Consider the following 23,502-nt stretch of genomic DNA (forward strand, 5'->3'; position numbering starts at 1 on the left):
CCCGTATCGGCGGGCGCCCCCGGTCCCCGCAAGGGATGTGGAGATCATCCTCGCCTCCGAGCCTTCCACGGATCGCCCCCGTCGGCAACGCGTCGACGAGGAATGCGCAGTTCCGACCATGTGCGGCAGCTCAGACGTGTGATGAGTGCATGATCAGCCGATCGGTCACCGCATGCCGAATCCGTCATAGCCACCGCGCGGTGTGCCCCAGATCTCTGTCACTCCGTCCACCCGGCCGGGCGTGTCGGAGGAGCGCAGCCAGTCGAGAAGCCGGTGGCAATTCTCACGTTGACCTTCGGCGACCACCTGTACTCGCCCGTCGTCGAGGTTGAGCGCGAAGCCGACGACCCCGCCGATCTCCAGGGCGTTCTCCCTGGTGAACCAGCGGAAGCCCACTCCCTGCACACGGCCGCGCACCCAGGCGGTCAGACGGACATCTTCATTCATGCGTGAACGCTAACCGGGCGAGCACTTTCGGGACACATCGCCCCCCTGGGCCCATGGCGTACAGTCGCGCACCAATGAACTCACCCATTTGGGTGGGTAAGGGATGATCTTGATCTGGCAAGGAAGGCACGCTCCGATGGGACGTCATCGACTCCCCACCGCGCCGCACAGCGGCGGCAAGCGCGGCACCGCCCTGCGCACCGGCCTGCTGGGCGTCTCGGTGGCCGTTGCCCTCGGCACGGCAGCCGTCACCACCGGCATGGTGCCGGTCGGTGGATCCTTCCCCTATGTGGGTGTCAGCGGTACGGCTACCCCCACCTCGGCGGCCAGGGCCAAGGCACCGGCCGACCCGGATGGGGCAGTGCGCGAGCAGAGCGGCCTCGCGAACCTGTCGGGCCGCGCCTCCACGGGCGCCGGCGCGGGCACCGCGTCCCCGCACCCCTCGGCCTCCGCCTCCGCTTCGCCTTCGCCCTCGGCGTCCGCGAGCCCCTCGCCGAGCAGCTCCCCGTCGGCCTCGCCGAGCATCCCCACCACGCCGAGCGCCTCGCCCTCCCCGTCGGCACCGGCGCCGGCCACTACGGCGCCGTCCCCCAGGGCCCCGCGTACCAGCCCGGCCGCGCCGCCCGCCCCGGAGCCTTCCAGGAGCACGGCCGCCCCGGCCCCCTCGAAGCCGGCAACTCCCTCGAAGTCGGCCACCCCCGCGCCCCGGCCGCCGCTGGACGGCCACTCCGCGGAGGAGGCCTCCGTCGTCGAGCTGGTGAACCAGGAGCGCGCGCCGGCCGGGTGCGGCCCGGTCCGGGCCAATCCGCCGCTCGCGGCGCTGGCCGGGGCCTTCAGCCTGGACATGGCCACGCGCGGCTTCTTCAGCCACGACGACCCCGACGGCAACACTCCCTGGGACCGTGCCACCAAGGCCGGCCTCTCGGGCCTCGGCGGCGAGAACATAGCCCGCGGCCAGGGTGACGCCGAGGCCGTGATGAAGGCCTGGATGAACAGCCCGGAGCACAGGGCGAACATCCTCAACTGCGAGTTCCGCACCCTGGGCGTCGGCGCCCACTTCGCCGTCGGCGGCCCCTGGTGGACGCAGGACTTCGGCTTCTGACGGACGCGGGCCCCGTGGGGGCCGTCCGCTCAGACCGCGGCGGTGGCCAGGGCCGCGCGGCCCGCGATGACGATGCGGGTCTGCTCGGCGACGCGCCGGCCGAGGTGCTCGGCGGTCGCGATGTCGGCCTTGTGGACCGCGTCCGCGCCCTCGTCGGAGTTGGACTGGGCGGCGGCGCCGGCGAAGAAGCCGAGGCGGTTCAGGTCGTTCTCGGAGGCCGTGCTGGAGTTCCAGCCCGGCTTCAGGCCCAGGTTGATCCAGCTCATGCCGTGCTGCGCGGCCAGGATCTGGAAGAACTGCAGGGTGTGCAGCTTGTCGCCGCTCTTGGACGCCGAGTTCGTGAAGCCGGCCGCCACCTTGTCCTGCCAGGCGTCGCCGAACCAGCGCTTCGAGGAGGCCTCGGCGAAGACGTGGAAGGCGCCGGACGCGGTGCCCATGTAGGTCGGGGAGCCGAAGACGATCGCGTCGGACGCGTCGAGCAGCTCCCACTGCGCGTCGTCGATCTCGTCGACCTTGATCAGGTGAACGGTCGCCCCGGCGTCCACGGCGCCGCTGCGGACCGCCTCCGCGACGACGGCGGTGTGGCCGTAGCCGGAGTGGTAGGCGATCGAGACGACGGGGGTGTGCGTGTTTGCGGACAAGGCTGATCTCTCCCTCGGAAAACTCCCGCCGCAGCACAGGGCGTGGTGCGACGAGAGAAAGAGAACCACTAACTTTTGGAAAGCGCAACCCACCAGTTAGCGCTGTAGGGGCGTACGCTTGCCCTCATGGAGACCCCCGCCTGCACCGATGCCGCCGAGACCGAGCAACCGTTCGACGTCTTCGCGCGCGCCTGCCCGTCCCGGGAAACCCTGGAGCACGTCACCGGCCGCTGGGGCAGCCTCACGGTGGGCGCCCTGCGCGAAGGCCCGTGCCGCTTCAACGAACTGCGCCGCCGGGTGGAGGGCGTGAGCGAGAAGATGCTCTCCCAGACCCTGCACGCGCTGGAGCGCGACGGCATAGTCAACCGCGAGGCGCAGCCGACGAACCCGCCGCGCGTCGACTACGAACTGACCCCGCTCGGCGTCGAGGTCGCGGACCGGCTGCTCGCGCTCATCCACTGCCTGGAGGGGAGCATGCCGGCCGTGCTGACCGCCCGGGAGTCCTACGACGCCACGCGCGGCGGCCGCTGACAGCGCGGGCAGAAGTAGCTCGACCTGTTCATCCACGGGCGGCGGCGTATCGGCGTACCGCAGCGCCGGCAGGGCTCGTCCTCGCGCCCGTAGGCATCGAGCGAACGGTCGAAGTAGCCCGACTCCCCGTTCACGTTGACGTAGAGGCTGTCGAAGCTGGTGCCGCCGACGGCGAGGGCCGCGTTCATGACGTCCCGGACGTGGCCGAGGAGTTCCGCGCTCCGGGGGCGCGTGAGGTTGGCGGTGGGGCGCTCGTAGTGCAGTCGGGCGCGCCACAGCGCCTCGTCCGCATAGATGTTGCCGACGCCGCTGATCAGGGACTGGTCCAGCAGCGCCCGCTTGACGGTGGTCCGCCTGGCACGCAGCGCGAGGTGGTAGGACACCTCGTCGAACAGCGGGTCCAGGGGGTCGCGCGCGATGTGCGCGATGACGTCGGGCAGGCCGTCGGAGGTGTTCTCGTGCAGGGAGAGCCCGCCGAAGGTCCGCTGGTCCACGAAGCGCAGTTCCGTCCCCGCGGCGCCCGCGGCGGAGCCGCTGCCGGAATCGGTGAACCGCACCCGGATGCGCAGGTGCTTCTCGTCGGGGGCGTCCTGCGGCTGCACGAGCAGCTGCCCGCTCATCCCGAGGTGCCCGAGCACGGACAGGTCCCGCCCCTCCAGGGGCAGCCACAGGTACTTCCCGCGCCGCTGCGCCACCCCGATGGTCTCCCCGCGCAGTCGCGCCGCGAAGTCGGCCCCGCCGCCCGGATGACGCCGTACCGCCCGCGGGTGCAGGACCTCGACGGCCTCGACGGTCCGCCCGGCCACCCAGCGCTCGAGCCCCCGCCGCACAACTTCGACTTCGGGCAACTCGGGCACGGTGCACCTCCGGTGGGAGTGGATCTGACGCTTCCCGCGAGCGTACCGGCCGCCGGAACGACAGCCGCCCGCCCCTGCGAGGCAGGAGCGGGCGGGTACGTCCCGAAGGAAGCGTCAGGCGTCCGGCGCCGGATCGGCGGGCGTCGGCACCCCGCCGTCCCCGGTCTCGGCCGGAGCCGGGACCTCGGCCGGAGCGGCTGCTGCGACGGCTGCCGCCGCAGCGGTCCGCTCGTCCGCGGCGGCGCGGATCCCACGCCATGCGGACTCCGCGGCCTGCTGTTCCGCTTCTTTCTTGCTGCGGCCGGTGCCGGTGCCGTACGAGACACCACCGACGCGGGCGGCAGCAGTGAAGGTCTTCTCGTGGTCCGGACCTGTCTCGGAGACCAGGTACTCGGGCACGCCAAGGCCTTCGGCCGCCGTGAGTTCCTGGAGACTGGTCTTCCAGTCCAGGCCGGCCCCGAGGTTCGAGGACTTCTCGATGAGCGGGTCGAAGAGCCGGTGAACCAGCTCCGAGGCCGCGTCGAGGCCCTGATCGAGGTAAACCGCGCCGATCACCGCTTCAAGGGTGTCGGCGAGGATGGAGGCCTTGTCCCGGCCACCCGTGCCCTCTTCGCCCCGGCCGAGCCGGATGAAGGAGCCGAGTTCGAGGCCGCGCCCGACCTCCGCCAGTGCACGCGAGTTGACCACCGCGGCCCGAAGCTTGGCCAGCTGGCCTTCGGGGAGATCCGGGTGGGTCGTGTACAGCGTGTCCGTGACCACCAGGCCCAGCACGGAGTCCCCGAGGAACTCCAGCCGTTCGTTGGTGGGCAGACCGCCGTTCTCGTACGCGTACGAGCGGTGGGTCAGCGCACGCACCAGAAGGGCGGACTCGAGTCGATACCCGAGCCGCCCTTCCAGAAGCGTGTGGGACGAGGCCGCGTTGTTACTGTCTGCCTGCTTCTCAGCGTTGGACAGCTCAGACATTGCGCCTCTCACCAGCCGCTCAGACCTCGAGGACCTGGCGCTTGTTGTAGGTGCCGCAGCTCGGGCACGCAATGTGCTGGAGCTTCGGCTCCTGGCAACGCTCACACGAAACCAGGGTGGGGACCGCAGCCTTCCACTGCGACCGGCGGTGGCGCGTGTTGCTGCGCGACATCTTCCGCTTCGGAACAGCCACGGCTACTTCTCCTGCTTCTCGGCGGCGCCCTGAACTCCGTCAGAGGCAGTGCCGCTCATGTTGTCCTTCTCGTCGTCCTGATCGGTCACGACGAGTCCCTGCAATGCCGCCCAACGGATGTCGACGGCGTCATGGTGGTGGTCCGGGTCGTCGTTCAGGCTGAGCCCGCAATCGGGGCACAGTCCGAGACAGTCCTCCCGGCACACCGGCTGCATGGGCAGTGCGAGCACCACCACATCCCGCAGCACGGGTTCGAGGTCGAACAAACCGTCCTCGAGGAAGAGCGTGTCCTCGTCGTCCTCGGCGTCGTCGGCCGGTTCCGCCTTGGAGCGGCTCCGGTCGTCGGCGTCAGGGTACGAGAACATCTCCTGGAAGTCCGCCTTGAGCTCGCGCTCCACGGACTCCAGACACCTTACGCACTCCCCTACGGCCTGCGCACGGGCGGTGCCTGTGACAAGCACCCCCTCCATGACCGACTCGAGGCGGAGGCTGAGCTTCACCGGGGCGCCTTCCGGCACTCCGATGACGCCGACGAGACCGAAGTCCGCCGGTGCCGCGATCTCACGGGACAGCCGCTGCATGGCACCAGGACGCCGGCCCAGCTCGTGCGTGTCGAACACGAGGGGGTTGTGGTGGTCGAGGCGGGTATTCAGGGCCGTTCCTGCTTTCACAGATCGCTGAAGATCAAAAATTCCGCCGCCCCAGGGCAGCATGGATCGCGGTGCATACGCGCGACCGAACAGCCAGGATACCCGGCGCGGCGCCCAGCGCCCAATCCGGTACTAGCGCCCCTGTTCGTACTGACGCAGCTGGTCCAGGTTGATCATGCTCGTGTCGAAGAGGCTGGTCTCGTCGAGCGAGGGCTGCCCGGCCTGCTGCTGGTCCTGCGACGGGTAGGCCGCGTACGGGTCGGGCTGCTGCGCGTCGTAGTGCGTGGCGTAACCCGCTCCGTTGGTGCCGCCCGCGGAGTACGGGTCCGGCTGCTGCTGATAGCCGCCGTAGGGGTCCTGGTAGGAGTACGCGTCCTGCTGCTGGGCGGGCTGCTGCTGGTAGGAGTACGTGTCGTACACCGGCTCCTGCTGCGCCGGGATCGGACCCTGCGCGTGCAGCGGCTCCGGCTCCGCCAGGCCCGCCAGGAAGTCCGAGTCGCTCGCCGAGCGGGAGGCCTGTCCGCCCACCGCGTCCTGGGCCGCCATGTGCACGCCCAGGTCGTCCGACGGGACCCGGCCCAGGAGCTTCTGGCGGCCGCGGCCCACGGCCTCCAGGGTCTTGGAGAGCACCGCCTCGAAGGTGGCCAGCTTGGTGTCGACGTACGCGTCCGCCTGCTGCCGCTGCGTTTCCGGGTCGTGGCTGCGCTCGGGCGCGTCCATGTCCGGGTAGCCGTGCTCGTCCAGGCCCGGACCCCGGCCCAGGAGCTTCTCCCGGCCCCGGTCCACCGAACCGATGGTCTTGGTCAGCACGACCTCGAAGTTCGCGAGCTTGCTGTCGACGTAGTCGTCGGCCTCGGCCCGGATCTCCTCGGCCTCCCGGCGGGCCTCGTCCAGGATCCGGTCCGCCTCGGCCTGGGAGCGCCGCGCGATCTCGGTGTCGGAGATCAGCGAACCGCGCTGGTTGTGGGCCGCGTCGATGATCCGCTCCGCCTCGCGGCGGGCGTCCTCGACCATCTGCTCCCGGCCGCCGATGAGCTCCTGAGCCTGCGCGAGCGAGCCGGGCAGCGCGCTCCGCACCTCTTCGAGCTGGGCCAGCAGCTCGGCGCGGTTGATCACGCAGGAGGCCGACATGGGCATGGACCGGGCGCCGCCGACGGCCGCGACGATCTCGTCGAGCTTCTTCTGCACGTCCATGGGGGCTCGCACTCTCTCGGCCTCGGGCGGTTCCTGAGACGGACGGGACGACTGTAAGGCCACCGGGCGGGCCCCCGACACTGCCTGACGACCCGTCAGATGGTCAGCGGTTGCGCAGCCGCTCCAGGAGCGCCGCGTGGACGTGCGCGGGCAGCAGGTGGGCGACGTCGCCGCCCCAGGTCGCGACCTCCTTGACCAGCGAGGAGGACAGGAAGCTGTAGGTGGGGATGGTCGGGACGAACAGCGTCTCGACGCCCGACAGCCCCATGTTCATCTGGGCCATCTGGAGCTCGTAGTCGAAGTCGCTGACCGCGCGCAGGCCCTTGACGATGGCCGGGATGTCCCGCTGCTTGCAGAAGTCGACGAGCAGGCCGTGGAAGGACTCGACCTGGATGTTGCCGTAGTCGGCGGTCGCCTCGCGGATCAGCTCGATCCGCTCCTCGACGGTGAACAGGCTCTGCTTCGACTTGTTGATCATCACTGCGACGTGCACGACGTCGTACAGCCTGGAGGCCCGTCCGATGATGTCGAGGTGCCCGTTGTGGATGGGATCGAAGGACCCCGGACAGACGGCGCGGCGCAACTGAACTCCCTCGTTCATGAGTCTTCGCTGGTGAAGGCGGCGCGGCCGTACCACAGGGTGCCCTCGCCGTACTTGCGCGACCGGAGCGGCTCGAAGCCCTCGGGCCACGGGAAGGCGCCGCTCCTGGTGCTGCGCTCCACGGTGACGAGCGCATCGCCGGTGATCCAGCCATTGGACCGGAGTGTGAGGAGGATCTCCCGCAGGTCGGCGCTGTCCACGGCGTACGGCGGGTCCAGGAAGACGATGTCGTACGGGTCCCCGGCGGCCCTGGCGGCCACGATCTGCTCCGCCTTGCCCGCGCGGAACTCCGCGCCGGGCAGGCCCAGCGTCCTGATGTTGTCCCGGATCGCCTTGACGGCCTTGGCATCGGCCTCGACGAGCAGGGTGTGGGCCGCACCGCGGGAGAGCGATTCCAGGCCGACGGCGCCGGAGCCGCCGTACAGGTCGAGCACCCGGGCCCCTTCGACGCCGTGCAGCGACTCCCAGGTGGAGAAGAGGCCTTCGCGCATCCGGTCCGAGGTCGGCCGGGTGCCGGTGCCGGGGGGCACGGCCAGCCGTCGCCCGCCGGCGCTGCCGGCGATCACGCGGGTCATCTGGGGTCCTTCGGTACGGCGGTAGGGGGGTGCCCCGGCGTCGCCGCGGCACTCCAACGATAGGTCGTGCCGCTCAGCCCTTCTCCAGGTACTGCTCGCGCTCGGTGTCGAGCAGGGCCTCCAGCGCGGTCCGCAGGCCCGGCAGCCGCTCCAGCGCGGGGTCCTCGGCGACGACGCGGGTGGCCTCCTCCCGCGCCTCGGCGATGACCTCCTCGTCCTCGATGACGGCGAGCATGCGCAGCGAGGAGCGGACTCCGGACTGGGCCTGGCCCAGTACGTCGCCCTCGCGGCGCTGCTCCAGGTCGATCCGGGAGAGTTCGAAGCCGTCGAGGGTGGCGGCCACGGCGGCCAGCCGGGCCCGGGCGGGGCTCGCCTCGTGCATCTCGCTGACCAGCAGGCACAGACCCGGCGCGGAGCCGCGGCCGACCCGTCCGCGCAGCTGGTGGAGCTGGGAGACGCCGAACCGGTCCGCGTCCATGATCACCATGACCGTGGAGTTGGGGACGTTCACCCCGACCTCGATGACGGTCGTGGCGACCAGCACCTTGACCTCGCCGGCGGCGAACCGGCGCATCACGTAGTCCTTGTCGGCGGGGTCCATCCGGCCGTGCAGCACCTCGACGCCGATCCCGGCCAGCGGTCCGCGGGTGAGCTGCTCGGCGATCTCCACGACGGCGAGCGGCGGCCGCCGCTCGCCGTCGTCCTCGGCGGCCTTCTTCTTGGGGTCGTCCTCCCCGTCGCCGATGCGGGGGCAGACCACATACGCCTGGTGCCCCTTGTCGACCTCCTCGCGGACCCGCTCCCAGGCCCGGGCGAGGAAGTGCGGCTTGTCCTTCGAGGGCACCACGTGCGTGGCGATCGGGGAGCGCCCGGCCGGCAGCTGGTCCAGGACGGAGGTCTCCAGGTCGCCGAAGACGGTCATGGCGACCGTGCGCGGGATCGGCGTCGCCGTCATCACCAGCAGGTGCGGGGGCTGCTTCCCCTTGGAGCGCAGCGCGTCGCGCTGCTCCACCCCGAAGCGGTGCTGCTCGTCCACGACGACCAGGCCGAGGTCGTGGAACTGCACCTTGTCCTCGATCAGCGCGTGTGTGCCGATCACGATGCCGGCCTCGCCGGTGACCAGGTCGAGCAGGGCCCGGCGGCGGGCGGGCACACCCATGGAGCCGGTGAGCAGCACCACTTTGGTGCCCTGGTCGGAGCCGCCGAGCATGCCCCCCTCGGCGAGCTCGCCCATCATTTCGGTGATGGAGCGGTGGTGCTGCTGGGCGAGCACCTCGGTGGGCGCGAGCATGGCCGCCTGCCCGCCGCTGTCCACGACGGCGAGCATCGCGCGCAGGGCCACCATCGTCTTCCCGCTTCCGACCTCGCCCTGGAGGAGGCGGTGCATGGGGTGGTCGGTGGCCAGGTCGTCGAAGATCTCCTTCGAGACGGTCTGCTGGCCCTGGGTGAGGGTGAAGGGCAGTTTCGCGTCGAAGGCGTCGAGCAGGCCGCCGGGGGCCGGGCGGCGGGGGACGGCCGGGAGCTGGGAGTCGGCGTGCCGGCGGCGGGCCAGGGCGACCTGGAGGACGAAGGCCTCGTCCCACTTGAGGCGCTGGCGGGCGTCGTCGATGTCGGCCTTGGTGCCCGGCCGGTGGATCTTCAGCAGGGCCTCGGTGAGCGGGACCAGACCGCGGCCCTCGCGCAGGGCGGGCGGCAGCGGGTCCACCGCCTCCCGGGCGCTGGGCAGCACCGCGTCCACGCACTTGGCGATCTTCCAGGACTCCAGCTTCGCGCAGGCCGGGTAGATCGGGATGAGCTGACCGGCGAAGGCGGCCGCGGCGTCCCGGTCGGAGGCGTCCGCGCCGAGCGGCTCGTAGGCCGGGTGCGCGAGCTGGAGCTTGTGGTTGAACCTGGAGACCTTGCCCGCGAACATCGCACGGCTGCCGGGGAGCAGGTCCTTGTGCGGCTTGTGGACCCCGGCGCCGAAGAAGACCAGTTGGAGGCGGCCGCTGCCGTCGGTGATGGTCACCTCCAGGCGCTTGCCGCGACCCCCGTTGAAGGTCAGGATCCGGGCGTCGGCGACCTGCGCGACGACGGTCACGTGCTCGTCGATCTGGTCGGCGAGCTCGGCCAGCGAGGTCAGCTCACCGCGCTCGGCGTACCGCCGGGGGTAGTGGTGGAGCAGGTCCAGGGCCGTGTGCAGGCCGAGCTGCTCGGCCAGCACCTTGGCGGTGGCGGGACCGAGCGTCTTCTTGAGGTCTTCGTCGAGCGCGGGCACGTGTTCCATTGCACACCATGGCGCTGACAAGCCCGCTATTCCACCCCGATGAGGAGCGGAGCCGAGTACCGGCCGCCCCGGTAGGTGACGGTGTCCACGGCGAGGTGGCCGTGCTGGACGTACGCCTCCAGGCGCTCGGCGACGGCGTCCGGTACGTCGGGTCCCAGGACCAGGGTGACGAGTTCGCCGCCGGAGCCCAGCATCCGGTCCAGGACGGCCTCGGCGGTCTCGGTCAGGTCCGAGCCGATGACCGCGACGTCCCCGTCGATGAGGCCGAGCACGTCGCCGGCCTGGCAGATGCCGGCCGAGGTGAAGGACTGCCGTTCGGCGACGGCCAGTTCCCCGTACCGGGTGGCGCCGGCCGCCGCCGTCATGGCGACCACGTCCTCGTCGAAGCTGCCCTCGGGGTCGTGCACGGCGAGGGCGGCCAGGCCCTGGACCGCGGAGCGGGTGGGGATCACGGCCACCCGTACGCCCTCGGCGCGGGCCTGTTCGGCCGCCGCGGCCGCGGCGGCGCGCAGCTCGGCGCCGCCCGGCAGGAGCACCACCTCGCGGGCGTGCGCGCGGCGGACGGCGTCGAGGAGTTCGGCGGCGGCCGGGAGTTCGCCGGGGCGTACGAGCACGGTGGTCGCTCCGGCCTCCCCGCACAGCCCGGCCAGTCCCTCGCCGGGGACGACGGCGACCACGGCCCGCTGGGCGCGCTCGCCCCGCGCCCGGCGGCGCTCGTCCCCGAAGTGCGTGATCCGTATCCGGTAGGGCCGTCCGGCCACGACTCCGGCCTCCACGGCCGCGCCCGGGTCGTCGACGTGGACGTGGACGTTCCACAGTCCGTCGCCGCCGACCACGACCAGTGAGTCGCCGAGTCCGTCGAGGCGTTCGCGCAGTTCACCGACGGCCGCCTCGGAGGCCTCCAGCAGGTAGATCACCTCGTACGCGGGCCCGTCCTCCTGCGCGCAGGGCTCCGGCGGCTGCGGGACGGGTACCGCCCGGCCGCGCACCGGTTCGGCGGCCGGTTCCTGGCCCGACAGCGCCTGCCACAGGGCCCCGAAGACGACGACGAGCCCGCAGCCCCCGGCGTCGACCACCCCGGCCCGGCCCAGCGCGGGGAGCTGCCCGGGGGTCTCGGCGAGGGCGGCGCGGGCCCCGTCGTAGGCGGCGCGGGCCACGTCGACCGCGGTCCCGGCGGCGGCTCCGGCCGCCTCGCCGGCCCGGGCGGCGGCGCCCGCGACGGTGAGCATGGTGCCTTCCACCGGGTGCGCGACGGCCGCGTACGCCTCCTCCGCGGCCCGGGTCAGGGCGCGTGCCAGCAACGTGCCGGTCCCCCGCCCGCCGTGCTCCGCCGGGTCGGACTGCCCGGACTGCCCGGACTGCCCGGACTGCTCGCCGAGTACGTCGGCCACCCCGCGCAGCAGCTGCGCGAGGATCGTCCCGGAGTTCCCGCGGGCCCCCACCAGCGCCCCGTGCGCCCAGGCCCGTACGGCCTCGGACAGGGAGGCGGACCCTGTGCCGTCGGTCACCCCGGGGAAGGCCTCGGCCAGGCCGCGGTCGGCCGATTCGGCGGTGAGGTAGAGGTTGGTTCCGGTGTCCGCGTCGGCGACCGGGTAGACGTTGATCGCGTCGATGTCCTCGCGGGCCCGGCCCAGTGCGGCCAGGGCCAGCGAGCTCCAGGTGCGCACCGCTTCGGCGTCGAGCTCGTCAGGGTGCTGCGGCTGCGGCTCGTGCGGCACCGGGCGTTCCTCCTTGTGCGGGCCAGGGTTCACCGCAGGGTAACGAAGGACCGCCCGGGCGTCCGGACCGCGGGGCGGGGGCAGCGGCGGCCATGGTAGTTTTCTTGGACGGACGCAGTCGTTGTATGCTGCTCCGGTTGCCCGATGAGAGTCGGGCCATTCCCCCGGCAAACCACTTCAGACCTCTGAATCCGGTGCGCCGGTTTCACTGTAATTGCATCTGAAGTCTTGGAGTGACCTGTGGCTGCCAACTGCGACGTTTGCGCCAAGGGGCCGAGCTTCGGCAACAACATCTCCCACTCGCACCGCCGCACCTCGCGTCGCTGGAACCCGAACATCCAGCGCGTCCGTGCCGTGGTCAATGGGACGCCGAAGCGCCTCAACGCCTGCACCTCGTGCATCAAGGCCGGCAAGGTCTCGCGCTGACGCCTCCCGTCGTAGCGCAGCCCTTTCCGGTTGCCAAAAAGGCCGGTTCACCTCTGGTGAACCGGCCTTTTGCCTTGTCCGGCGGGGCTCAGCGCCACTGCCAGGCGTGATCCACCGGGCCGATGCCCCCGCCGAGCGCGAAGCCGGCGGCGATGGCGCCCGTGACGTACTCCTTCGCGGCCGTGACGGCCTCCGGGACGGTCAGGCCCTTGGCCAGGCCCGCCGCGATCGCGCTGGCGAGGGTGCAGCCGGTGCCGTGGGTGTGCCGGTTGTCATGCCGGGGAGCGCGCAGCCACCGCTCCTCGGTCCCGTCGGTGAGCAGGTCGACGGCCTCGTGGCCGTGGGCGGCGAGGTGTCCGCCCTTGATCAGCGCCCACCGCGGCCCGTGGCCCAGGATCGCGTCGGCGGCCCGCCGCATGTCGTCCTCGGTCTCCACCACCACACCCGTGAGCCGGGCCACCTCGTCCAGGTTCGGGGTGGCCACGGTGGCCCGCGGCAGCAGCTCCTTGCGTACGGCGTCCAGCGCCGAGTCGGCGAGTAGCGCGTCCCCGTGCTTGGAGACCCCGACGGGGTCCACGACGGCGGGGGCCGGGGTGTCGGCGAGCAGCGCGGCCACCGTCTCCACCAGGGTGGCGGAGGAGAGCATCCCGGTCTTCACGGCCCGGACGCCGATGTCGTCCACGACGGCCCGGTACTGGGCCGTGACGGCCTCGGCGGGCAGCTCCCAGGCTCCCCGTACGCCGAGCGAGTTCTGTGCCGTCACGGCGGTCACCACGCTCATGCCGTGCACCCCGAGCGCCAGCATCGTCTTGAGGTCGGCCTGAATGCCCGCGCCGCCGCCGGAGTCGGATCCGGCGACGGTCAGGCACAGCGGCGGGGCGGTGCTCACAGCGTGCCGTCCTGGGCGGCCGGGTCGGCCCCGAAGTGGTCCCAGCCGCCGGTGCTGGTCCAGGGCGCCCCGTCCACGGTCACCTGGGGCAGCGCGGAGCGGTTGAGGACCTCGCCGATGACCTTCCAGCGGGCGGGGAGCTTCACGTCGGGCGGGAAGGTCGCCACGATCGCGTGGTCCTCTCCCCCGGTGAGCACCCACTGCAGCGGGTCCACGCCGACGGCCTGCCCGATGTCGTGCATCTGGGTCGGGATGTCGACGGCCGCGGAGCGCAGGTCGATCCGCACCTTGCTGGCCTCGGCGATGTGCCCGAGGTCGGCGATCAGCCCGTCGCTGACGTCGGTCATGGCGGTGGCGCCGAGTCCGGCGGCCGCGGGGCCCGCGTGGTACGGCGGTTCGGGGCGCCGGTGCGCCTCGACGAAGGCCCGCGGGGAGCGGAAGCCGCGCGAGAGCACGGCGAATCCGGCCGCGGACCAGCCCAGCCAGCCGGTGACGGCGACGACGTCGCCGGGCTGGGCGCCGGAGCGCAGGACCGGCTCGTGGTTGCGCAGGTCGCCGAGGGCGGTGATGGCGACGGTGATGACGTCCCCGCGGACGACGTCCCCGCCGACCACGGCCGCACCGGCGACCTGGCACTCGTCGCGGATCCCGTCCATCAGCTCGGTGGGCCAGGTGACCGGGAGTTCCGCGGGGACGACGAGGCCGAGGAGCAGCGCGGTCGGCACCGCGCCCATGGCGGCGATGTCGGCGAGGTTCTGCGCGGCTGCCTTGCGGCCGACGTCGTAGGCCGTGGACCAGTCGCGCCGGAAGTGCCGGCCCTCCAGCAGGATGTCGGTGCTCGCCACGACCCGCCGATCGGGGGCGGACACCACCGCGGCGTCGTCGCCCGGTCCGAGCCGGACCGCCGGGGTGGTGGTGAGCCGTGAGGTGAGCTCCCTGATCAGCCCGAACTCCCCCAGCTCGCCGACAGTGCCCTTCATCGCTGTGCCCCTTCTTGCCCAGTCCGCTTGCGGTCGCGAGCCGTCTCAGCTCTGGGTACCGTCAACAGATACGTCAACTTGTGCTCTCCGCACGCCCCGCTGTGCGTGGCGCCGGGCCCGCGGGTCTCCCCGTGGCGCGCGGCGACGCGGTACCGTGGCGTCCCTTCTTCCCCCGGCCCGTTCAATCGTGTGGGGCCCACCCGAAGGTTAGGGGAAATGATCCTCGTGGCCGCCCTGGAGGTTCCGTGGTACAGGCGTACATCCTTATCCAGACCGAAGTGGGCAAGGCGTCGTTGGTCGCCGAGTCCATCGGCCAGATCCCGGGGGTGATCCAGGCCGAGGACGTGACAGGCCCGTACGACGTGATCGTGCGCGCCCAGGCCGACACCGTGGACGAGCTCGGCCGCATGGTCGTCGCCAAGGTCCAGCAGGTGGAGGGGATCACCCGCACCTTGACCTGCCCGGTGGTCCATCTGTAGCCCCCGTCTACTCTTGGCCGGTGATGTCCCTCCACCGCCGGCCCCTCCGTGTCCTCGCCGCGTCGGCCGTCCTGGCCCTCGCGGCTTGTTCCCCGGGCGGCTCCGTCGCCCGGGTCGGCCCTCCGCCCACGCCGCCCGCCGCCGTCGCGGGGCTCTGTGCCGCACTGCACAAGGAGCTCCCGGAGTCGGTGGCCGGCCTGGCGCGGACCAGGACCGAACCGGAGTCCGATCTGACCGCCGCGTGGGGCGGCTCGGCGATCGTACTGCGGTGCGGTATCCCCAAGCCCCCCGAGATGGCCGATCCGAAACAGGACGGAGTCCATGTGAACGGAGTGGCCTGGCTGCTGGAGGAGCGCGACAAGGCTTCCGGCGGGGGGTACCGGTTCACCACCGGGCTGCGGCTGGCGTACACCGAGGTACAGGTCGACAAGGAGCATGCCACGGATGCCGGGATGCTCGTCGGACTGTCCGAGGCGATCGCCTCGACCGTCCCGGAGGGCATCGCCTCCTACTGAGCACCACTGAGCACGGCCGAACACCGCGCACCGGGTACCGAGCACACCGCCGCCCGCCGTCCACGCCTTCAGGGCGGGCGGCGGGCGGTCGGCTTGTCGGACGAGTCAGCGCAGGCCGGTGGAGCGGCGCAGGGCCGCCTGGATCAGGCGGTCCACCAGTTCCGGGTACTCGATGCCCGTCTTCTGCCACATCAGCGGGTACATGGAGATCGGCGTGAAGCCCGGCATCGTGTTGATCTCGTTGATGACGAAGCTGCCGTCCTCGGTGAGGAAGAAATCGGCGCGCACCAGGCCCTCGCAGGACGCCGCCTCGAAGGCCTCGATCGCGAGCCGCTGCACCTCGGCGGTCTGCTCCGGGGTCAGCGGGGCGGGCACGATCCCGGAGGCGGAGTCGATGTACTTCGCCTCGAAGTCGTAGAAGTCGTGGCTGGAGACCGGCGGGATCTCGGCCGGGACGCTCGCGCGCGGCCCGTCCTCGAACTCCAGGACACCGCACTCGATCTCGCGGCCGCGCAGCAGCGCCTCCACGATGATCTTCGGGTCGTGGCGCCGGGCCTCCTTCACCGCGGCGTCCAGGCCGGAGGCGTCGTCGACCTTGGTGATGCCGATGGAGGAGCCGGCCCGGGCGGGCTTGACGAACAGCGGCCAGCCGTGTTCGCCGGCGAAGTCCAGGATCCGGCCGCGGGCGGCGTCCCGGTCGGCCTCCCACTCGCGGGGGCGGATGGTCACGTACGGGCCGACGCGCAGCCCGAAGGACGTGAACACCCTCTTCATGTAGTCCTTGTCCTGGCCGACGGCCGAGGCGAGGACGCCGGAGCCGACGTACGGGATGCCGGAGAGCTCCAGGAGGCCCTGGAGGGTGCCGTCCTCGCCGTACGGGCCGTGCAGGACGGGGAAGACGACGTCGACCTCGCCCAGGGCCTTGGGGACGGCGCCCGGTTCGGTGTAGACGACCTGGCGGCTGGCCGGGTCGACCGAGAGCACGACGGCGCCGTCCTCGGAGTCGGCGAGCTCCTCGACGCTGGGGAGCTTGCGGTCGGCGATGGCCATCCGCTCGGGCTCGTCGGCGGTCAGCGCCCATCGGCCGTCCGTGGTGATGCCGATGGGCAGCACCTCGTACTTGGAGCGGTCGATGGAGCGCAGCACGGCGCCCGCCGTGACGACCGAGATGGCGTGTTCCGAGCTGCGGCCGCCGAACACGACGGCCACGCGGGGCTTGCGGCCCTGCTGCTCAGGGGTCTGGGGGAGGTTCTCGCTGCTCATATCGCCACGAGAGTACCCGCTCGAGCGTCCGGAAAGGAGCTAGCGACGTTCCGGTTTGGCGCTGCGGCCCATAAGGTCCTTGAGAGCGACCAGGGTCGGCTTGCCGTGGTGGACGATGTCCACCACCGTGTCGGTGATGGGCATGTCCACCCCGTGCCGGCGGGCCAGATCCGCCACCGACTGGCAGGACTTGACGCCCTCGGCGGTCTGCTTGGTGACCGCGATGGTCTCCTCCAGGGTCATCCCGCGGCCGAGGTTGGTGCCGAAGGTGTGGTTCCGGGAGAGCGGCGAGGAGCAGGTGGCGACCAGGTCGCCGAGGCCCGCGAGGCCGGAGAAGGTGAGCGGGTCGGCGCCCATCGCGATGCCGAGGCGGGTGGCTTCGGCGAGTCCGCGGGTGATGAGCGAGCCCTTGGTGTTGTCGCCCAGGCCCATGCCGTCCGCGATGCCGACGGCGAGGCCGATGACGTTCTTGACGGCGCCGCCGAGCTCGCAGCCGGTGACGTCGGTGCTCGTGTACGGGCGGAAGTACGGGGTGTGGCAGGCGGCCTGGAGGCGCTGGGCCACGCCCTCGTCCACGCAGGCCACGACGGAGGCGGCGGGCTGGCGGGCGGCGATCTCGGCGGCCAGGTTGGGGCCGGTGACCACGGCGATGCGCTCGGCCGGGACCTTGGCCACCTCTTCGATGACCTCGCTCATCCGCTTGGCCGTGCCGAGTTCGATGCCCTTCATCAGGGACACGAGCACGGTCTCGGGGGCCAGCAGGGGTGCCCACGCGGCGAGGTTGTCGCGCAGGGTCTGCGAGGGGACGGCGAGGACGGTGAAGTCGGCGCCGGCCGCGGCCTCGGCCGGGTCGGTGGTCGCCCGGAGGTTCGAGGGGAGTTCGACGCCGGGGAAGTAGTCCGGGTTGGTCCGGCCGGTGTTGATGGCGTCGACCACCTCCTGGCGGCGGCCCCACAGCGTCACCTCGCAGCCGGCGTCGGCGAGGACGATGGCGAAGGCCGTGCCCCAGGAGCCTGTTCCGAAGACGGTCGCCTTCACGGGACGTGTCACTTGTTGCCCTCCCCTGCGGCCTTGCGCCGCTGTTCCGCCCTGGCGTTGCGATGGTCGTACAGCTGCTCGGGCGCGGTCTCGCCGCGCACCTCCTCCAGCAGCGCGGTGATGGCCGCCATGATGACCTCGGTGGCCTCCCTCAGGACCTCCGGAGTGGCCTCCCGGTCGTAGAAGGCGGAGAGGTCCACGGGCGGTCCGGCAAGCACCTGGAGGGTCTTGCGCGGGAAGAGCCGGACCTTGTTCTCCTTGGCGTAGGGCGGCATCGCGAGGTTCGCGCCCCACTGGGCCACCGGAATGACGGGCGCCCTCGTGATCAGCGCCACGCGGGCGGCGCCGGTCTTGCCGGCCATGGGCCACATGTCGGGGTCGCGGGTGAGGGTGCCCTCGGGGTAAAAGGCCACGCATTCGCCGCGCTCGATGGCGTCCACGGCGGCCCGGAATGCGTCCAGGGCGTTGGTGGACTCCCGGTAGACGGGGATCTGCCCGGATCCGTGCAGGATCGACCCGACAATAGGGACCTTGAAGAGGGCGGCCTTGGCGAGCAATCGGGGCACGCGGCCGGTGTTGTACTGGAAGTGCGCGTACGAGAGCGGGTCCAGATACGAGTTGTGATTGACGACGGTGATAAAACCGCCCTCGGCCGGAATGTGCTCCATTCCCCGCCAGTCCCGCTTGAAGAGCACTACCAGCGGCGGTTTCGCGATGACCGCCGCCAGGCGGTACCAGAAGCCGATTCTGCGGCGGGACACTCGGACACCTTCCTCTAGGACCGGTGCGCGGCTTGGGCACCTCGTGGGCCGGACAAGTGTCACCCCACGCCCGGTCTCTGTCGAGAACACCGTACGCCCCGCTCACGCCACCGGACTCCCTGGTTGCCCGGGTGGAGGCGACAATGGGCCGACACATGACCCGGCCATGACCCGACCATGGCCGCAGGACGTGCCGGAGCGCACCGGAGGGAAGGGGTCCGTCACGAACGCCGTCTGGAGTCTGGTGGTCCCGCTGAAGCCTCTGGCGGTGGCGAAGAGCCGTCTCGCGCGGGCCGTGGGCTCCTCCCGTCCGGGCCTCGCCCTGGCCTTCGCGCAGGACACCGTCGCGGGCGCTCTGGCCTGCGCCGCGGTCGAGGATGTGGTGGTCGTCACGGACGACGCCGAGGCGGGTGCGGAACTGGCGCGGCTCGGGGCGCGGATCGTTCCGGACGCCCCTGCGGCCGGGCTCAACGCGGCCCTGGCCCACGGTGCGCGGGTGGCGCGCTCGCGGCGGCCCGGGGTGGCGGTGGCCGCGCTGAACGCCGATCTGCCCGCGCTGCGGTCCCCGGAATTGCAACGCGTGCTCGATAACGCCTCGGTATTTCCACGGGCATTTCTGGCGGATGCGGCCGGAATCGGGACGACCCTGCTTTCCGCCGCGCCGGACGTGGAATTGGCCCCGTCCTTCGGCGGGCCGTCACGGGCCAGGCATTCGGCCTCGGGAGCGGTGGAAATCGCTCTGGCGGACGTCGAGAGCGTGCGCCGGGACGTGGACACGGCGGCGGATCTGCGGACGGCGCTCACCCTCGGCGTGGGGCGCCACACCGCCCGATACAGTGCCCGTATGCAGGCGACCGCGTACACGTACGACTCCGAGACCCGCAGCGGCAGTGTGCTGCTGGACGACGGCACTCCGGTGCCCTTCGAGGCTCCGGCCTTCGACGCGGGCGGCCTGCGGTTGCTGCGGCCCGGGCAGCGGGTCCGGATCGAGACGGACGGCGCGGGCGCGAGCCTGCGCATCACCCTGGTGACGCTGCAGACCTTCTGACACACGGCCGCCGGGGCCCCGTACGGGTCCTGCCGGCGCCCCGAACGCACCGCGGGCCGGCTCCCCCACACGGGGAAAGCCGGCCCGGCCTGTGTGACGCGTGCCCCTACTTCTTGCGGGCGGTGGTCTTCTTCGCGGTGGCCTTGCGCGTCGCCGTCTTCTTGGCGGGCGCCTTCGTCGCTGCGGTGACCTTCTTGGCCGCCGGCGCGGTCTTCTTCGCCGCGGCGGTGGTCTTCTTCGCGGTGGCCGTGGTCTTCTTCGCCGCGGGGGTGGCCTTCTTGGCGGCGGCCGTGGCCTTCTTCGCCGTGGCGGTGCTCTTCACCGCCGCCTTCTTGGCGGTGGCGGTGGTCTTCTTGGCCACGACCTTCTTCGCGACCGCGGTCTTCGCCGCGGCCTTCTTGGCCGTGGTGGCCTTCTTCGCAACGGCCTTCTTGACCGTCGCGGAGGCACCACCGGTGAGGCTGCCCTTGGGCGCCTTCTTCACGGACACCTCGCCGCCCTTGGGCAGCTTCTTGGTGCCGCTGACCAGGTCCTTGAAGCCCTGGCCGGCACGGAAACGGGGGACAGAGGTCTTCTTGACCCGGACGCGCTCCCCCGTCTGCGGGTTGCGGGCGTAACGGGCCGGACGGTCGACCTTCTCGAACGAGCCGAAGCCCGTGACCGAGACCCGGTCGCCCGCGACGGTAGCGCGGACGATCGCGTCCAGTACCGCGTCGACAGCATCCGCGGCCTGCTGGCGGCCGCCCAGCTTGTCGGCAATCGCTTCTACGAGCTGCGCCTTGTTCACGTCTTCCCCTTCGGAGACTTCGCCAGAACGAATGTGTTCAAGCTTATTTCGCACGTTAGGCGGATATATACCGCAAATCAAACACGAAACGGGCTAATCACCCTAGTGCCGCAACGCTGTAGTCCGTTACGGAGTTCCTTCGCATCAGTCGCCTTCAGGGAATCGACCCTCGTCGAGGTCCTTCATCAACCTGTCCAGGCGCCTTGCCGCATCGGCGAGATCGTGCTTCGCCGCGGCTGTGACGACCAACAGCTTCCGGGACAGCGCCATCCTTACGCCCTCCGGGACTTGCAGTGAGCGCACCCGTGTGTGTGCTTCTTTCAGCCGGTCCGCGACGAGTTCGTAGAGCTCGAGTTGACTGTCGCGTTCCATGCACAGATTGTGCCATCTGGGGCGAGTTGTCGCCTCACGGGGCCTCAACAAACGGCTGTGCCCCCCGCCGGAGGGCGGGGGGCACAGTGTTGTCCATGTGATCACCCAAGGGTGAATAAGCGCTGATCAGGCAGGAATCAGGCCTGAATCGTGCGCGGCTTGTAGGTGGGGCGGCCGCTTTCGTATGTGGCGATGTCCGCTTCGTTCTGAAGGGTGAGCGAGATGTCGTCCAGACCCTCCAGCAGACGCCAGCGGGCGTTGTCGTCGAGTTCGAACTCGGCCACGACACCCTCTGCTCGCACCTGGCGGTCGACCAGGTCGACCGTGATCTCGGCGGTCGGGTCGGCCTCGGTCAGCTTCCACAGCTGCTCGACGGTCTCCTGCGGGAGGACCACGGTCAGCAGGCCGTTCTTCAGCGAGTTCCCACGGAAGATGTCGGCGAAGCGGGAGGAGATGACCGTCTTGAAGCCGAAGTTCTGCAGGGCCCAGACGGCGTGCTCGCGCGAGGAACCCGTACCGAAGTCGGGGCCGGCGACCAGGACGGTCGCGCCGGCGCGCTCCGGGCGGTTCGTGACGAACTCCGGGTCCTTGCGCCAGGCCTCGAAGAGTCCGTCCTCGAACCCGTCGCGGGTGATCTTCTTCAGCCAGTGGGCCGGGATGATCTGGTCGGTGTCGACGTTGCTGCGGCGCAGCGGGACGGCTCGGCCGGTGTGGGTGGTGAAGGCTTCCATGGTTCAGACTCCGGCGGTCGCGTTGGCGTCGGACAGGTCGGCGGGCGAGGCCAGATGGCCCAGCACCGCGGTGGCGGCGGCCACCTGCGGGGAGACCAGGTGGGTGCGCCCGCCCTTGCCCTGCCGGCCCTCGAAGTTGCGGTTGGAGGTGGACGCGGAGCGCTCACCGGGCGCCAGTTGGTCGGGGTTCATGCCGAGGCACATCGAACAGCCCGCGTGCCGCCACTCGGCGCCGGCTTCCTTGAAGACCTTGTCCAGGCCCTCCTCCACCGCCTGCAGGGCGACCCGGACGGAGCCCGGGACGACCAGCATCCGTACGCCGTCGGCGACTTTGCGGCCCTCGACGATCCCGGCGACGGCGCGCAGGTCCTCGATGCGGCCGTTGGTGCAGGAACCTACGAAGACGGTGTCGACCTTGATGTCGCGCAGCGGCTGCCCGGCGGTCAACCCCATGTACTCCAGGGCCTTTTCGGCGGCGTGGCGCTCCGAAGCGTCCTCGTACGAAGCAGGGTCGGGGACGTTGGCCGACAGGGGCGCGCCCTGGCCCGGGTTGGTGCCCCAGGTGACGAACGGGGACAGCGCGGCGCCGTCGACGACGACCTCCGCGTCGAAGACCGCGTCGTCGTCGGTGCGCAGGGTCTGCCAGTACGCGACCGCCGCGTCCCAGTCCTCGCCCGTCGGGGCGTGGTCGCGGCCCTGCAGGTAGTCGAAGGTGGTCCGGTCGGGGGCGATCATGCCCGCCCGGGCGCCGGCCTCGATGGACATGTTGCAGATGGTCATGCGGGCTTCCATCGACAGCTTCTCGATGGCCTCGCCGCGGTACTCCAGGATGTAGCCCTGGCCGCCGCCGGTGCCGATCTTGGCGATGATCGCCAGGATCAGGTCCTTCGCGGTGACACCGTCGGCCAGCGCGCCGGTGACGGTGATCGCCATGGTCTTCGGGCGGGCCAGGGGCAGCGTCTGGGTGGCCAGCACGTGCTCGACCTGGCTGGTGCCGATGCCGAAGGCCAGCGCGCCGAAGGCGCCGTGCGTGGAGGTGTGCGAGTCGCCGCAGACCACCGTGGTGCCGGGCTGGGTCAGACCGAGCTGCGGTCCCACGACGTGGACCACGCCCTGCTCGACGTCGCCCAGCGAGTGCAGGCGGACGCCGAACTCGGCGCAGTTCGCCCGCAGCGTCTCCAGCTGGGCCCGGGAGACGGGGTCGGCGATCGGCTTGTCGATGTCGATGGTGGGGGTGTTGTGGTCCTCGGTCGCGATGGTGAGGTCGAGGCGTCGGACCTTGCGGCCGGCCTGACGCAGTCCTTCGAAGGCCTGCGGGCTGGTCACCTCGTGCAGCAGGTGCAGATCGATGAAGAGGAGGTCGGGCTCGCCCTCGGCGCGCCGGACGACATGGTCGTCCCAGACCTTCTCCGCGAGTGTCCTACCCATCGCTTTCCCTCCGGCCGGCCGGTTGTGCCGGCGCTTCATAGAGATCTTGTGCGCCGTGCGTCCGTACCCCACGTCCCGGACGACGGCTCGGACCCAGTGGTTCGTGGACCCGCACATACAGACTCGCTGGTTCTTGGAAAAATTGAACTTGCGTTTCACAGTGTGAGACGCGAATATCGTTTCATGGACAACTCTAGCGGCGTCGGCGTTCTCGACAAGGCAGCTCTGGTACTGAGCGCACTGGAGTCCGGTCCGGCCACCCTCGCCGGGCTGGTCGCGGCGACAGGGCTCGCACGACCCACGGCACATCGCCTTGCCGTGGCACTGGAACACCACCGGATGGTGGCGAGGGACATGCAGGGCCGGTTCATCCTCGGACCGCGGCTGGCGGAGCTCGCCGCCGCGGCCGGCGAGGACCGTCTGCTGGCCACGGCGGGACCGGTACTCACCCACCTCCGTGACGTGACGGGAGAGAGCGCGCAGCTCTACCGCCGTCAGGGAGACATGCGCATCTGCGTGGCGGCCGCGGAGCGGCTGTCGGGCCTTCGGGACACCGTCCCGGTGGGCTCGACGCTCCCGATGAAGGCCGGTTCGGCCGCGCAGATCCTGATGGCGTGGGAGGAGCCCGAGCGGCTCCACCGCGGCCTTCAGGGCGCGCGCTTCACGGCGACGGCGCTCTCGGGCGTACGGCGCCGCGGCTGGGCGCAGTCGATCGGCGAGCGGGAGCCCGGTGTGGCCTCCGTGTCGGCGCCGGTGCGCGGGCCGTCGAACCGCGTGGTGGCCTCCGTATCGGTCTCCGGGCCGATCGAGCGCCTGACCCGCCACCCGGGGCGCATGCACGCCCAGGCCGTCATCGACGCGGCCGCCCGTCTCACGGAGGCGCTGCGCCGCTCCGGCTGAGCATCCTCCGGGCCCGTCAAGGGCCTTCCCCCGCCGATCCCCCGGGTCCGGGGGCGCGTACGACGCCGCACACGTCCTGTACACGCGCCTCCGGGCCCGTACGCATATGCGTACGGCCCTCATATGCACAGCGGTGCGCGCGCAGCG

General features: G+C 71.3%; 26 protein-coding genes and 1 pseudogene. 7 read left to right on the forward strand and 20 right to left on the reverse strand.

Annotated features, from left to right (window positions below; all coding sequences use genetic code 11):
* Positions 1–165: 165 nt before the first annotated feature.
* Complete coding sequence (locus tag OG373_RS12555) at positions 166–447, reverse strand: acylphosphatase (RefSeq protein WP_030012523.1); 282 nt, start codon at positions 445–447, stop codon at positions 166–168.
* A gap of 136 nt (positions 448–583) precedes the next feature.
* Here OG373_RS12555 and OG373_RS12560 point away from each other — a divergent pair, with 136 nt between their 5' ends.
* Complete coding sequence (locus tag OG373_RS12560; protein WP_405438212.1) at positions 584–1,549, forward strand: CAP domain-containing protein; 966 nt, start codon at positions 584–586, stop codon at positions 1,547–1,549.
* 29 nt (positions 1,550–1,578) lie between these two features.
* On the opposite strand, the gene OG373_RS12565 is transcribed toward OG373_RS12560, so the two are convergent.
* Complete coding sequence (locus tag OG373_RS12565; protein WP_397732371.1) at positions 1,579–2,190, reverse strand: flavodoxin family protein; 612 nt, start codon at positions 2,188–2,190, stop codon at positions 1,579–1,581.
* A 126-nt stretch (positions 2,191–2,316) separates the two neighbouring features.
* Between OG373_RS12565 and OG373_RS12570 the strand changes: the two genes are divergently transcribed.
* Entirely contained in the window at positions 2,317–2,721 is a 405-nt protein-coding gene (locus OG373_RS12570; RefSeq protein WP_030386424.1) for a helix-turn-helix domain-containing protein, read from the forward strand.
* Here the strand turns inward: OG373_RS12570 and mutM are convergent.
* From mutM to OG373_RS12615, 9 genes are all read right to left on the reverse strand, one after another.
* Positions 2,694–3,578, reverse strand: coding sequence for a bifunctional DNA-formamidopyrimidine glycosylase/DNA-(apurinic or apyrimidinic site) lyase (gene mutM / locus OG373_RS12575; RefSeq protein WP_405438215.1), 885 nt, complete (start codon positions 3,576–3,578; stop codon positions 2,694–2,696). The genes OG373_RS12570 and mutM overlap by 28 nt on opposite strands.
* 114 nt (positions 3,579–3,692) lie before the next feature.
* The gene (rnc, locus tag OG373_RS12580; RefSeq protein ID WP_397732374.1) at positions 3,693–4,541 is read right to left on the reverse strand and encodes a ribonuclease III; all 849 of its coding nucleotides are present in this window, start codon (positions 4,539–4,541) and stop codon (positions 3,693–3,695) included.
* Between the two features lie 19 nt (positions 4,542–4,560).
* Positions 4,561–4,734, reverse strand: a complete 174-nt coding sequence (gene rpmF / locus OG373_RS12585) for a 50S ribosomal protein L32 (RefSeq protein ID WP_003965982.1) — start codon at positions 4,732–4,734, stop codon at positions 4,561–4,563.
* A 2-nt stretch (positions 4,735–4,736) separates the two neighbouring features.
* On the reverse strand, positions 4,737–5,447 hold the full coding sequence (locus OG373_RS12590) for a YceD family protein (protein ID WP_398665285.1): 711 nt from the start codon (positions 5,445–5,447) through the stop codon (positions 4,737–4,739).
* Between the two features lie 69 nt (positions 5,448–5,516).
* The gene (locus OG373_RS12595) at positions 5,517–6,578 is read right to left on the reverse strand and encodes a DivIVA domain-containing protein (RefSeq protein WP_405438219.1); all 1,062 of its coding nucleotides are present in this window, start codon (positions 6,576–6,578) and stop codon (positions 5,517–5,519) included.
* 103 nt (positions 6,579–6,681) lie between these two features.
* Positions 6,682–7,161, reverse strand: a complete 480-nt coding sequence (gene coaD / locus OG373_RS12600; protein WP_397732617.1) for a pantetheine-phosphate adenylyltransferase — start codon at positions 7,159–7,161, stop codon at positions 6,682–6,684.
* 14 nt (positions 7,162–7,175) lie between these two features.
* Positions 7,176–7,754, reverse strand: a complete 579-nt coding sequence (gene rsmD / locus OG373_RS12605) for a 16S rRNA (guanine(966)-N(2))-methyltransferase RsmD (protein WP_405438221.1) — start codon at positions 7,752–7,754, stop codon at positions 7,176–7,178.
* Positions 7,755–7,827: 73 nt separating this feature from the next.
* Positions 7,828–10,020, reverse strand: a complete 2,193-nt coding sequence (gene recG / locus OG373_RS12610) for an ATP-dependent DNA helicase RecG (RefSeq protein ID WP_405438223.1) — start codon at positions 10,018–10,020, stop codon at positions 7,828–7,830.
* Positions 10,021–10,046: 26 nt separating this feature from the next.
* Positions 10,047–11,738 (reverse strand): DAK2 domain-containing protein, encoded by a 1,692-nt coding sequence (locus OG373_RS12615; protein ID WP_405438225.1) that lies wholly within the window; start codon positions 11,736–11,738, stop codon positions 10,047–10,049.
* A gap of 240 nt (positions 11,739–11,978) precedes the next feature.
* Here OG373_RS12615 and rpmB point away from each other — a divergent pair, with 240 nt between their 5' ends.
* The gene (gene rpmB, locus OG373_RS12620) at positions 11,979–12,164 is read left to right on the forward strand and encodes a 50S ribosomal protein L28 (RefSeq protein WP_007266795.1); all 186 of its coding nucleotides are present in this window, start codon (positions 11,979–11,981) and stop codon (positions 12,162–12,164) included.
* Between the two features lie 88 nt (positions 12,165–12,252).
* Here rpmB and thiD read toward each other — a convergent pair whose 3' ends face one another.
* The gene (gene thiD / locus OG373_RS12625) at positions 12,253–13,053 is read right to left on the reverse strand and encodes a bifunctional hydroxymethylpyrimidine kinase/phosphomethylpyrimidine kinase (RefSeq protein ID WP_405438227.1); all 801 of its coding nucleotides are present in this window, start codon (positions 13,051–13,053) and stop codon (positions 12,253–12,255) included.
* Positions 13,050–14,033, reverse strand: a complete 984-nt coding sequence (locus OG373_RS12630; protein ID WP_397732386.1) for a thiamine-phosphate kinase — start codon at positions 14,031–14,033, stop codon at positions 13,050–13,052. The genes thiD and OG373_RS12630 overlap by 4 nt, the downstream gene beginning before the upstream one ends.
* Positions 14,034–14,278: 245 nt before the next feature.
* On the opposite strand from OG373_RS12630, the gene OG373_RS12635 reads away from it, so the two are divergent.
* On the forward strand, positions 14,279–14,512 hold the full coding sequence (locus OG373_RS12635; RefSeq protein ID WP_030386435.1) for an Lrp/AsnC family transcriptional regulator: 234 nt from the start codon (positions 14,279–14,281) through the stop codon (positions 14,510–14,512).
* A 23-nt stretch (positions 14,513–14,535) separates the two neighbouring features.
* Complete coding sequence (locus OG373_RS12640) at positions 14,536–15,027, forward strand: DUF3515 domain-containing protein (RefSeq protein WP_405438230.1); 492 nt, start codon at positions 14,536–14,538, stop codon at positions 15,025–15,027.
* A 105-nt stretch (positions 15,028–15,132) separates the two neighbouring features.
* On the opposite strand, the gene OG373_RS12645 is transcribed toward OG373_RS12640, so the two are convergent.
* The 3 genes from OG373_RS12645 to OG373_RS12655 are packed head-to-tail and all read right to left on the reverse strand — an operon-like array spanning position 15,133 to position 18,089.
* Positions 15,133–16,290: a D-alanine--D-alanine ligase family protein gene (locus tag OG373_RS12645; protein WP_397732388.1), complete on the reverse strand. Its 1,158-nt coding sequence runs from the start codon at positions 16,288–16,290 to the stop codon at positions 15,133–15,135.
* 39 nt (positions 16,291–16,329) lie between these two features.
* The gene (locus OG373_RS12650) at positions 16,330–17,340 is read right to left on the reverse strand and encodes an NAD(P)H-dependent glycerol-3-phosphate dehydrogenase (protein WP_405438232.1); all 1,011 of its coding nucleotides are present in this window, start codon (positions 17,338–17,340) and stop codon (positions 16,330–16,332) included.
* Positions 17,337–18,089 (reverse strand): lysophospholipid acyltransferase family protein, encoded by a 753-nt coding sequence (locus tag OG373_RS12655; RefSeq protein WP_405438234.1) that lies wholly within the window; start codon positions 18,087–18,089, stop codon positions 17,337–17,339. The genes OG373_RS12650 and OG373_RS12655 overlap by 4 nt, the downstream gene beginning before the upstream one ends.
* 190 nt (positions 18,090–18,279) lie before the next feature.
* On the opposite strand from OG373_RS12655, the pseudogene cofC reads away from it, so the two are divergent.
* A pseudogene (gene cofC, locus OG373_RS12660) lies at positions 18,280–18,930 on the forward strand (2-phospho-L-lactate guanylyltransferase); the annotation flags it as partial.
* Positions 18,931–19,243: 313 nt separating this feature from the next.
* Here the strand turns inward: cofC and OG373_RS12665 are convergent.
* The 4 genes from OG373_RS12665 to leuC form a co-directional block, all read right to left on the reverse strand.
* On the reverse strand, positions 19,244–19,924 hold the full coding sequence (locus tag OG373_RS12665) for an HU family DNA-binding protein (protein ID WP_397732394.1): 681 nt from the start codon (positions 19,922–19,924) through the stop codon (positions 19,244–19,246).
* A gap of 144 nt (positions 19,925–20,068) precedes the next feature.
* Positions 20,069–20,296, reverse strand: a complete 228-nt coding sequence (locus tag OG373_RS12670; protein ID WP_030009267.1) for a hypothetical protein — start codon at positions 20,294–20,296, stop codon at positions 20,069–20,071.
* Between the two features lie 137 nt (positions 20,297–20,433).
* Complete coding sequence (leuD, locus tag OG373_RS12675; protein ID WP_405438236.1) at positions 20,434–21,027, reverse strand: 3-isopropylmalate dehydratase small subunit; 594 nt, start codon at positions 21,025–21,027, stop codon at positions 20,434–20,436.
* A 3-nt stretch (positions 21,028–21,030) separates the two neighbouring features.
* The gene (gene leuC, locus OG373_RS12680) at positions 21,031–22,455 is read right to left on the reverse strand and encodes a 3-isopropylmalate dehydratase large subunit (RefSeq protein WP_405438238.1); all 1,425 of its coding nucleotides are present in this window, start codon (positions 22,453–22,455) and stop codon (positions 21,031–21,033) included.
* 183 nt (positions 22,456–22,638) lie between these two features.
* Here leuC and ndgR point away from each other — a divergent pair, with 183 nt between their 5' ends.
* Positions 22,639–23,355: an IclR family transcriptional regulator NdgR gene (ndgR, locus tag OG373_RS12685; protein WP_007266782.1), complete on the forward strand. Its 717-nt coding sequence runs from the start codon at positions 22,639–22,641 to the stop codon at positions 23,353–23,355.
* Positions 23,356–23,502 lie beyond the last annotated feature (147 nt).

The organism is Streptomyces avidinii (assembly GCF_045161815.1).
Taxonomy (GTDB): Bacteria; Actinomycetota; Actinomycetes; order Streptomycetales; family Streptomycetaceae; genus Streptomyces; species Streptomyces avidinii.